This is a genomic window from Streptomyces sp. adm13(2018), from assembly GCF_008042145.1.
Lineage (GTDB): Bacteria > Actinomycetota > Actinomycetes > Streptomycetales > Streptomycetaceae > Streptomyces.
The window spans coordinates 83430-89905 of record NZ_RDBH01000014.1 but is presented as its reverse complement, the minus strand read 5'-3'; the positions used below and the strand labels follow the sequence as shown (position 1 = coordinate 89905).

Sequence of the window (6476 nt, the reverse complement as noted above, 5' to 3'; positions counted from 1 at the left end):
TCGACCTCGTCGCCCAGGGCGCCGACCTCGTCGACGTCGGCGGCGAGTCCACCCGGCCCGGCGCCAGCCGCGTCGACGAGGACGAAGAGCTCCGCCGCGTCGTCCCCGTGGTCCGCGGCCTCGCCGCCGAAGGCGTCACCGTCTCCGTCGACACCATGCGCGCCCGTGTCGCCGCCCGCGCCGTCGACGCCGGCGCCGTCCTCGTCAACGACGTCAGCGGCGGCCTCGCCGACCCCGGCATGGTCGCCGCCGTCGCCGCCGCCGAGGTCCCCTTCGTCGTCATGCMCTGGCGCGGCTTCAGCCAGGGCATGAACGGCCTCGCCGTGTACGACGACGTCGTCGCCGAGGTCGTCGGCGAACTCCGCACCCGCCTGGGGGCCGKCGTCGACGGCGCGGGCGGCGACACGGGCGCGCATGGTGTCGACGGAGACGGTGACGCCTTCGGCGGCGAGGCCGCGGACCACGGGGACGACGCGGCGGAGCTCTTCGTCCTCGTCGACGCGGCTGGCGCCGGGCCGGGTGGACTCGCCGCCGACGTCGACGAGGTCGGCGCCCTGGGCGACGAGGTCGAGGCCGTGCTTGACGGCGGCCGTGGTGTCGAACCAGCGGCCGCCGTCGGAGAAGGAGTCGGGGGTCACGTTGACCACGCCCATGACCGCGCAGCGGTCCCACTCCGGCAGGCCTCGGGCGGTACCCCGGTCGATCGTCGTCCTCATGGGTCCAGCGTAGGGCCCGGGGGGCGGGTCAGGCTGCTCGGACCTCGCGCTCCGGGGCGAGGTTCACGAAGCCTTCGGCCTGCATGGCGGCGAAGCCGATGCGGGGGAGGTCGCGGCTGGTGCGGTAGACGACGAAGCGGGGTTCCCAGCGGGGGCGGAACTTGGCGTTGAACTTGTACAGCGACTCGATCTGGAACCAGCGGGAGAGGAAGACGAGGAGGCCGCGCCAGACGCGCAGGACGGGGCCGGCGCCGATCTTCTCGCCGCGGGCGAGGGCCGCGCGGAACATGGCGAAGTTGAGGGACACGCGCGCGATGCCGAGGGCGGGGGAGGCCTGGAGGGCGGCGACGATGAGGAGCTCGTTCATGCCGGGGTCGGCGGAGCGGTCGCGGCGCATGAGTTCCAGGGACATGCCGTCGGTGCCCCAGGGGACGAAGTGGATGATCGCCTTGAGGTCGCCGTAGGGGGAGTCGGACGCGTCGGTGTCGTCGGTCTTGTGGGCGGTCGCTATGACGGCGTCGCCGTCGCCGGGGGCGCCGATGCGGCCGAGGGCCATGGAGAAGCCGCGTTCGGTGTCGGTGCCGCGCCAGTCGGCGGCGGCGCGGCGGACGGCTTCGAGTTCGGTGGGGTCGAGGTCACGGACGCGTCGGACGCGGGTGGTGTAGCCGTTGCGTTCGATGCGCTTGACCATCTGGCGGACGTTGCGCATGGCTCGTCCGGAGAGGGAGAAATCCGCGACGTCGACGACCGCCTCGTCGCCGAGTTCGAGGGCGTCGAGGCCGGTCTCGCGGGTCCAGACCTGGCCGCCGGTCTCGGAGCAGCCCATGACGGCGGGGGTCCAGGAGTGGGCCTTGGCCTCGTCCATGAAGCGTTCGATGGCGCCGGGCCAGGCCTCGACGTCGCCGATGGGGTCGCCGCTGGCGAGCATGACGCCGGAGACGACGCGGTAGCAGACGGCGGCCTTGCCGCTGGGGGAGAAGACGACGCCCTTGTCGCTGCGGAGGGCGAAGTGGCCGAGGGAGTCGCGGCCGCCATGCTGGTCGAGGAGGGCGCGCAGGCGGACCTCGTCCTCGTCGGTGAGGCGGGCCGCGGGGTGCTCGGGCCGGAAGGCGAGGTAGATGGTGGTGAGCGCGGTGAGCATGCCGAGCGCGCCGAGGGAGTAGCCGACGGTCCAGTCGACGCCGTTGCTGTAGCCGACGGGGCCTTCGAAGCCGAAGAGTCCGTACAGGACGTGTTCGAGGCGGTCGGTGAGGCTGGGGCTGCCGATGACGCGGCGCGGGTGGGCGCTGACGATGACGAGGCCGAGGGCGAGGGAGCCGGCCCCCATGACGACGAAGTTGGCGAGGGCGCGCCAGCGGCTGCGGGGGTCGGGGAGGGCGGCGAACTGGCCGCGGTGGCGGAGCAGGAGGGCGAGCAGGACGAGGGAGAGGAGGACGCCGAGGACGGAGTGGCGCCAGATGAACTGGGCGGTGGCGCCGAGGGGGAGCAGGACGACGGCGGCGCGCCAGGCGCGGCGCTTGTGGCGCTTGAGGCCGTGGGCCAGGAGCAGGAGGAGGACGCCGGCGCTGAGGGAGAGGGCGGCGGAGAGGGGGCCCAGGGTGCCGGGGAGGACTTCCGCGAGGGCGTGCATGCGGCTGGCGCGGAAGCGGGGGAAGACGCCGGCGGCGATGTCGATGAGGCCGATCAGGGTGCAGGCGGTGCCGACGAGGGCGGGGACCTTCTCGGGGCGGGGGCCGCGGAGAATCCGGCGTACCCGTACCGGAACCAATCCTGATTTGTCCCCATCTACTGTGACAGACATGGCTTCCCGTGCTTCCCGTGGTCCTGCGAAGGGTCCTTGACTCCGGTCGGGCCCTGCGGCGCGTTCGGCGGGCCGTTCCGGTTGGTGCGCCTTCTAGGACGGAGTCGTACGGGGTCGGGTTCATCGGTTCACAGGAAAATCTCGGAAAGAGGGCTCGGTCGTCCCATGGGTCTCACCAGTAACAAAGTTCTCGTGGTGGCGGTCGTGCTCGCCGTGGCGCTGTTCCTCGTCACGGTCTGGCTGTGGCCGCGGCTCGCGCGGCGCGGCTGGCGGGCGGTGGTGGGGCGGGTCGGGCTGCTGCTCGTGACGCAGGTCGCGCTGTTCGCCGCGGTGGGTCTGGCGGCGAATCGTTCCTTCCTTTTCTACGGCTCGTGGGCGGACCTGTTCGGCCAGGAGCAGGACATGGGTGTGGTCGTGGACCACGCGGCCGGTTCGAAGGATCTGCGGGTGGTGGGGCGGCAGGGGCTCGACGTGCCGGGCGGCGGCCGTCCGGCGACCGCCGGGCAGATACAGAAGGTCGTGGTGGCGGGGGAGCGGTCGGGGATCGTCTCGCCGGCGTACGTGTACCTGCCGCCGGAGTACTTCCAGCCCGCGTACGCGAAGCGCACCTTTCCGGCCTCGGTGGTGCTGACGGGGTATCCGGGCACGGCGGAGAACCTGATCAAGGGCCTGAAGTACCCGAAGACGGCATACCTCCAGGCGAAGGACGGCCGGATGCAGCCGATGATCCTGGTGATGCTGCGTCCGACGGTGGCGCCGCCGCGGGACACCGAGTGCGTGGACGTGCCGGGCGGCCCGCAGACGGAGACCTTCTTCGCGGAGGACCTGCCGAAGGCGGTCTCGGAGGCGTACCGGGTGGGTACGAAGCCCCGCAACTGGGGGTTCATGGGGAACTCCACGGGCGGGTACTGCGCGCTGAAGATCGCGCTGCACCACCCCGACCGCTTCGCCGCGGGGGCGGGGTTCTCGGCGTACTACCGGGCGGCGGAGGACGTGACGACCGGGGACCTCTTCCACGGGGACGAACGGCTGCGCAAGCGCGGTGACCTGCTGTGGAGCCTGGGCCACCGGCCGCCGGGCGCCTCGTCGTTCCTGGTGACGACGTCGAAGCAGGGCGAGGGCAACCGGCGGGGCACGCAGGAGTTCATCAAGCGGGTGAAGAGCCCGGCGAGGGTCTCGTCGATCACGCTGGAGAGCGGCGGCCACAACTTCAACACCTGGAACCGCGAGATCCCGCCGGGCCTGGTCTGGATGAGCGGCAAGCTCAGCGCGACCTGAGCCCCGCTCAGGGGGCCGGGGCGGGCGCCGACGCGCGGCGCAGGGCGCGGTGGACGCCCTCGGGGGTGAGGACGCCGAGGGGGCGGCCGTCCGCGCCGGTGACCGTGAGGCGGCCCGTGTCGTGCTGGAGGAGGACGGCGAGGGCGTCCTTGAGGGAGGTGCCGAGCGGTACGGGGTCGGGGGCGCCGTCCGCGCCCCCGGGCCCGCCGGCCGCGGGATCCTTCGTCGCGGGGTCCGGCGCCGCGTCCTTCGCCGGTACGGGGTCCTTCGCCGGTACGGGGTCGAGGTCGGCCTCCGTGACGGGGGTGACGGCGAGCCGCTTGAGTCCGCGGTCGCTGCCGACGAAGTCCGCGACGTACGGGGTGGCGGGGGCGCCCAGGACGGTCGCCGGGGTGTCGAACTGCTCGATGCGGCCCTGCCCGTAGACGGCCATGCGGTCGCCCATGCGGACGGCCTCCTCGATGTCGTGGGTGACGAGGAGGACGGTCTTGCGGACGGTGGCCTGGAGGGCGAGGAACTCGTTCTGGAGGCGCTCGCGGACCACCGGGTCGACGGCGCCGAAGGGCTCGTCCATGAGGAGCACCGGCGGGTCGGCGGCGAGCGCGCGGGCCACGCCGACCCGCTGGCGCTGTCCGCCGGAGAGCTGCGCGGGGTAGCGGGAGCCGTAGACGGCCGGGTCGAGCCCGACGAGGTCGAGGAGTTCGGCGGCACGCGCGCGTGCGGCGGCCTTCTTCCAGCCGAGCAGGGCGGGGACGGTCGCGGTGTTGTCGAGGACCGTGCGGTGGGGGAAGAGCCCGACCTGCTGGATGACGTAGCCGATCTTGCGGCGCAGGGCGACGGGGTCGACGCCGGCGATGTCCTCGCCGTCGACCAGGACGCGGCCGGAGGTCGGCTCGACGAGCCGGTTCACCATCATCATCGTGGTCGTCTTGCCGCAGCCGGACGGACCGACCAGGGTGACGAGTTCGCCCTCCGCCACCTCGAACGAGAGGTCGTCGACGGCGGTCGTGCCGTCCGGATACCGCTTGGTCACGTGCTCGAACCGGATCATGGTTCCCCATTCTGTCCCCTGGATGCCGGGGGTGTGTGAAGGGCGTGTTGCCGCATTGTGGCGGGTCTCGGGGATTGTCGGTGCCGGGGGTTAGGGTCGTCACACACACGTTCGGAAGATCGGCGACCCGGGGGGAGGGACGGATGAGCGCACCGAACTGTCTGGTCACGAACGACTGGATCTGCGGCGAGTACCTGCGTACGCGCACCGCGGAGTTGACCGACGCCACGCTCCAGCATGTGGGAATCACGGTCGTCTCGGTGCTGATCGCGCTCGCCGTCGCCGTGCCCCTCGCGCTGCTCGTCCGGGCCAGGCCCCGCTTCGAGGGCCCCGTCCTCGGACTGACCACCCTGCTGTACACGGTGCCGTCGCTCGCCATGTTCTCCCTGCTGCTGCCCTTCTTCGGGCTGTCCTCGGCGCTGGTGGTGACCGGCCTCGTGCTGTACGCGCTGACGATCCTCGTGCGGAACACGCTGGCGGGCCTCGCCGCCGTGCCCGCCGAGACCCGGGAGGCCGCCCGGGGCATGGGGTACGGCTCGCTGCGCCTGCTGTGGGAGGTCGAACTCCCCCTGGCGCTGCCGGTGCTGATGGCGGGCATACGGATGGCGACGGTCTCCACGATCGCGCTGACGACGGTCGGCTCGGTCGTCGGCCGCGGCGGTCTCGGCAATCTCATCGAGGACGCGCTGCCGACGTTCTTCAAGGCGCAGATGCTCGCCGCCTCGGTGCTGTGCGTGCTGCTCGCCGTCCTCGCCGACCTGCTTCTCCTGGGACTCCAGCGGCTGCTGACGCCGTGGACCCGGATACGGACCGCGCCGGGAGGTGGGTGAGATGGGCGTGGTGACGGACGCCTGGGGCTGGCTCACCACCGGCGCGCACTGGACGGGCGAGGAGGGCGTCGGACGGCGCCTCACCGAGCACGTGTACGTGAGCGGGGCGGCGCTGCTGATCGCCGCGGCGATCGCGCTGCCGCTGGGCCTCTGGCTGGGGCACCTCGGCCGGGGCGGGACCCTCGCGGTGAACGTGTCGAACATCGGGCGGGCGGTCCCTGTCTTCGCCGTCCTCGCCCTGTTCATGGTGTCCCCCCTGCGGAACGCCGGGTACGTGCCGACCGTCGTGGCCCTCGTGCTCTTCGCGATACCCCCGCTCCTCACCAACGCGTACGTGGGGATGCGGGAGGTGGACCCGGCCGCGGTGCGGGCCGCGCGGGGCATGGGGATGACCGGCGGGCAGCTGTTCCGGCAGGTCGAACTGCCGCTGGCGCGTCCGGTGGTGATGACCGGGGTGCGGTCGGCGGCGGTCCAGGTGGTGGCCACGGCGACCATCGCGGCGATGGTCGGCCAGGGCGGTCTCGGCCGGATCATCACGGCCGGCTTCGCCACCTACGACACGGCGCAGGTCGTCGCGGGAGCGGTCCTCGTGGCCCTGCTCGCCCTCCTGGTGGAGGGCGTCCTCGTCGGCGCCGACCGGCTGTTCTTCCCGCGCGTCGGGCGACGGCGCGACCAGCGAACCGAGCGTCTGGGAAACCGGGCAACCGGGACCGAGCGACTTGGCAACCGGGCGACCGGGCAAGAGCAACTGGGCGACAGCGACCGAGCAAGAGCAACCGAGCAACTGAGCAAGAGCTGAC

Annotated in this window: 5 protein-coding genes and 2 pseudogenes; 4 read left to right on the top strand and 3 right to left on the bottom strand. The window is 72.5% G+C overall.

What is annotated here, in order from left to right; translation table 11 throughout:
* A pseudogene (locus EAO70_RS01735) lies at positions 1-392 on the top strand (dihydropteroate synthase); the annotation flags it as partial.
* Positions 393-434: 42 nt separating this feature from the next.
* Here EAO70_RS01735 and EAO70_RS01730 read toward each other — a convergent pair.
* Together EAO70_RS01730 and EAO70_RS01725 are read right to left on the bottom strand one after the other, a co-directional pair.
* Positions 435-653: pseudogene (locus EAO70_RS01730) on the bottom strand (dihydropteroate synthase); the annotation flags it as partial.
* 91 nt (positions 654-744) lie between these two features.
* A complete protein-coding gene (locus EAO70_RS01725; protein WP_148001259.1) occupies positions 745-2517 on the bottom strand; it encodes a phosphatidylglycerol lysyltransferase domain-containing protein in 1773 nt (590 codons plus the stop codon).
* Between the two features lie 165 nt (positions 2518-2682).
* On the opposite strand from EAO70_RS01725, the gene EAO70_RS01720 reads away from it, so the two are divergent.
* Positions 2683-3795, top strand: coding sequence for an alpha/beta hydrolase (locus tag EAO70_RS01720; protein ID WP_148001258.1), 1113 nt, complete (start codon positions 2683-2685; stop codon positions 3793-3795).
* Positions 3796-3802: 7 nt separating this feature from the next.
* On the opposite strand, the gene EAO70_RS01715 is transcribed toward EAO70_RS01720, so the two are convergent.
* Positions 3803-4846 carry an ABC transporter ATP-binding protein gene (locus tag EAO70_RS01715; protein WP_148001257.1) on the bottom strand — a complete coding sequence of 348 codons (1044 nt, stop codon included), beginning with the start codon at positions 4844-4846 and terminating at the stop codon, positions 3803-3805.
* 143 nt (positions 4847-4989) lie between these two features.
* On the opposite strand from EAO70_RS01715, the gene EAO70_RS01710 reads away from it, so the two are divergent.
* Complete coding sequence (locus tag EAO70_RS01710; RefSeq protein ID WP_148001256.1) at positions 4990-5676, top strand: ABC transporter permease; 687 nt, start codon at positions 4990-4992, stop codon at positions 5674-5676.
* Between the two features lies 1 nt (position 5677).
* On the top strand, positions 5678-6475 hold the full coding sequence (locus EAO70_RS01705) for an ABC transporter permease (RefSeq protein WP_261992586.1): 798 nt from the start codon (positions 5678-5680) through the stop codon (positions 6473-6475).
* Position 6476 lies beyond the last annotated feature (1 nt).

What these genes read in the sequence shown, in the direction of transcription:
- EAO70_RS01715 (WP_148001257.1), bottom strand. Translation starts at nt 4,846, where the DNA reads ATGATCCGGTTCGAGCACGTGACCAAGCGGTATCCGGACGGCACGACC.
- EAO70_RS01725 (WP_148001259.1), bottom strand. Translation starts at nt 2,517, where the DNA reads ATGTCTGTCACAGTAGATGGGGACAAATCAGGATTGGTTCCGGTACGG.
- EAO70_RS01720 (WP_148001258.1), top strand. Translation starts at nt 2,683, where the DNA reads ATGGGTCTCACCAGTAACAAAGTTCTCGTGGTGGCGGTCGTGCTCGCC.
- EAO70_RS01705 (WP_261992586.1), top strand. Translation starts at nt 5,678, where the DNA reads ATGGGCGTGGTGACGGACGCCTGGGGCTGGCTCACCACCGGCGCGCAC.
- EAO70_RS01710 (WP_148001256.1), top strand. Translation starts at nt 4,990, where the DNA reads ATGAGCGCACCGAACTGTCTGGTCACGAACGACTGGATCTGCGGCGAG.